General features: G+C 35.7%; 2 protein-coding genes and 1 pseudogene. 2 read left to right on the plus strand and 1 reads right to left on the minus strand.

Annotation, left to right across the window (positions count from 1 at the left end; genetic code table 11):
* Positions 1-174: 174 nt before the first annotated feature.
* A complete protein-coding gene (locus Q0A18_RS11245) occupies positions 175-1,716 on the plus strand; it encodes a SulP family inorganic anion transporter (protein WP_292010246.1) in 1,542 nt (513 codons plus the stop codon).
* Positions 1,717-1,964: 248 nt separating this feature from the next.
* Complete coding sequence (locus Q0A18_RS11250) at positions 1,965-2,981, plus strand: TerC/Alx family metal homeostasis membrane protein (protein WP_292010247.1); 1,017 nt, start codon at positions 1,965-1,967, stop codon at positions 2,979-2,981.
* 24 nt (positions 2,982-3,005) lie between these two features.
* Here the strand turns inward: Q0A18_RS11250 and Q0A18_RS11255 are convergent.
* Positions 3,006-3,444: pseudogene (locus Q0A18_RS11255) on the minus strand (catalase); the annotation flags it as partial.

Genomic DNA, 3,444 nt, shown 5'->3' on the forward strand with positions numbered 1-3,444 from the left:
AGACTCTTGTGTGAAATAATCCTTAAATGTCATTCCTGTAATAAGTTAACGCAATGAGATGAAAATTATATTCTTCGTAATTGTGTAAAACGTTTCAAGTATATACCTTTGTGGGCTTGGGAAAGAAATTATGTTCTTTCTGAAGAATCCACTATTATATTTCAGCTGTGATCTATGGGAAAATCTGCTAATGTATTATTTGACTTTTCAAAAAAGGTAAATTATAAAAATGAATTGTTAGCCGGTTTTACTGTTGCCATGACGATGATTCCTGAATCTCTATCGTTTGCTATTTTGGCAGGGCTTTCGCCTTTAACAGGATTGTATGCTGCTTTTTTAATGGGGCTGATTACTGCAGTTTTCGGAGGTCGTCCGGGAATGGTTTCCGGAGGTGCCGGAGCTACTGTTGTAGTTCTTATAGCCTTGGCTAAATCTCATGGTGTTGAATATCTTTTTGCAGCGATTATTCTGGCCGGAATTTTCCAGATACTGGTGGGGGCTTTTAAATTAGGAAAGTTTGTCAGGCTTATTCCACAGTCTGTAATGTATGGTTTTCTGAATGGTCTGGCAGTGATCATTTTTATGGCTCAGATTGAGCAATTTAAAATAACTGATACTAATGGTGTGGTGAGTTGGCTACAGGGAACTCCTTTATACATAATGGCAGGATTGACAGCTCTTACGATTGCTGTAGTTTACTTTTTTCCGAAAATCACCAAAACGGTGCCTGCATCACTGATCGCTATTTTATTTATTTTCGGATTGGTAAGTCTTTTGGGAATTCCTACGAAAACAGTATCCGATATTGCCCATATTAGTGGAAATATTCCCGAATTTAATCTTCCCCAGGTTCCTTTTTCTCTGGATACCTTAAGTATTATATTTCCTTATGCCCTTGTAATGGCAGGGGTTGGATTGATAGAGTCTTTACTTACCCTATCTATGGTAGATGAAATTACTAACTCCAAAGGAAATGCCAACCGTGAATCCATGGCGCAGGGAATTGCAAATATTACCAATGGTTTTTTTGGAGGAATGGGAGGCTGTGCAATGGTGGCCCAGACGTTAGTCAATCTGAATGCAGGCTCACGGGCAAGATTATCCGGTATTATAGCCTCTATTACCATTTTAATAATTATTTTGTTTGGAGCTCCTTTTATAGAAAAAATTCCAATGGCTGCTTTGGTCGGAGTCATGATGATGGTAGCGATAAGTACATTTCAGTGGGTATCGGTACGTATCATTAATAAAATGCCTAAGTCCGATATATTTGTAGGTATTTCGGTAGCATTAATCACTATAATTCTTCATAACCTGGCATTGGCTGTCCTGGTAGGAGTTATCATTTCCGCTTTGGTATTTGCGTGGGATAATGCGAAGAGGATAAGAGCCAGAAAGTTCATTGATGATCATGGTGTAAAACATTATGAAATATACGGGCCTTTATTTTTCGGATCAGTGGCAGCTTTTACTGAGAAATTCGATCCGATGGGAGATCCTGATGAAGTAGTAGTGGACTTTAAAGAAAGCAGGATTGTGGATATGAGTGCTATTGACGCTTTGAATAAACTGTCAAAAAGATATCATCAGCAACACAAAGCATTGTTTTTACGTCACTTAAGTGATGATTGCAGGAAAATGCTTAAAAATGCAGAAGCAGTCATTGAAGTCAACATACAGGATGATCCTACTTATAAAGTAATGCCTGAAAGATGAGTGAAAAGGTATTAAATGAGAACTGTAAAGGTACACTCTTCATTTTTTAGATTACCAATGAACAGGAAACAAAATTAGGAACTGGTGAATAATATGCTGTTTGATTGTTTATCACTATCTGTTTTTGAATGTTTTTGATCCTGTGGACGAAATAAATTTTAAATCAAGATGCTATTAAAATAGGCTGGTTTTATTTTAAATATTATCTTTGACACTATCATTTTGATTTACATAAATGCTGAAATAAAGTGGAAAAACATCAAAGTATTTTAGATCTCCATCCGGGCCTGATTTGGGGGTTTGCACTAACAGTTATTATTATGCTTCTTCTCGATTTAGGGATTTTCAATAAGAAAAGCCATGAAGTGTCCTCAAAAGAAGCTACGCTATGGTCTGTAGTCTGGATTTCCCTCTCTATGATTTTTTCGGGAGTTGTATATTGGGTTTTTAATAAGGCGGATAGTCATGAGCTTGCCGTAGAAAAATTCACACAGTATCAGGCTGCCTATTGGATTGAAAAAGCACTCTCTGTAGATAATCTATTTGTATTTATACTTGTTTTTGGTTTTTTTAAAGTTCCTAAATATTTACATCATAAAGTCTTATTTTGGGGGATTATAGGAGCTTTGATTTTTAGAGCCATATTTATATTTGCCGGAGTTGAAATTATTAATCTGACCTTCCTGCCTGAAATGCTGGTCTTTGGAGAACCTGTAAGGATTAATGTAGTCATGACACTATTTGGATTATTTCTGATGTATGCAGGCGTTAAGTCATGGGGTGGAGGACATGCTGATGAAGATGAAGATTATAGTAATACAGCAGGAGCAAAGCTTATTAAGAGTTTTTGGAAAGTTTCTGACGGATATGATGGAGATAAATTCTTTACCATTCAGAACGGAATAAAGATGGCTACTCCTCTTTTGGTAGTTGTGAGTGTTATAGAATTTACAGACGTTTTATTTGCAGTAGATTCTATTCCTGCCATATTTGCAATCTCTAATGACCCTTTCATTTTATATACCTCTAATATTTTTGCTATTTTAGGTTTAAGGTCACTTTATTTTTTACTGGCCAACTTTATATATATGTTCAGCAAACTGTCATACGGACTGGCTGTTATTTTAACCTTTATAGGAATTAAAATGTTGATTGCTCCCTGGTTCCACGTTCCTTCTCCTGTCTCACTGAGTATTGTAGGAGGTGTTTTAATAATCTCGGTCATCATCTCATTATTATTCCCTGATAAGAAAAAGAATATATAAGGCTTTATCATTGTTAAAGCTTTTTTATTTTTTCCTGTTGAGAAGGGTATTGATCTTCTCGCGGGTTTTAAAGGAAGTCTGGTAAGCTTCATTCCTTAACTTCTGTATTTTTCCTACAGGCCTTAAGTTTTCCATACTTTCAAAAGGATTAAAAGATAACATTTCAACCTCCGGTTTTTTAATATTCATAAAAGAGTTCTTTTGGATAACAACTTCACCTATTTTAAAGAATGGAGCTTTTTTCCATTCCCTGTTCAGTCGATTGATCGGCTGATCCTTTAAATTATAACAAAACTGAATATAAACTTCATAAATGAAATCTGATGAAGATAAGATCCTTTCAAGACTCTGTCGGGGAGGTTCCTTGGTTTCAGTTTTCACCTTCGGGCTTAGTTTTATTTTAATCATGTGTTCTTCCAGACGGTAAGCACCTATAGAATGATAATCAAATGATAAAATAGAA

The sequence above is a fragment of the Chryseobacterium sp. genome, assembly GCF_022712095.1.
Lineage (GTDB): Bacteria > Bacteroidota > Bacteroidia > Flavobacteriales > Weeksellaceae > Chryseobacterium.

Excerpts from the sequence above, each read along its gene's own strand:
- Q0A18_RS11245 (WP_292010246.1), top strand. The coding sequence starts at position 175 with ATGGGAAAATCTGCTAATGTATTATTTGACTTTTCAAAAAAGGTAAAT.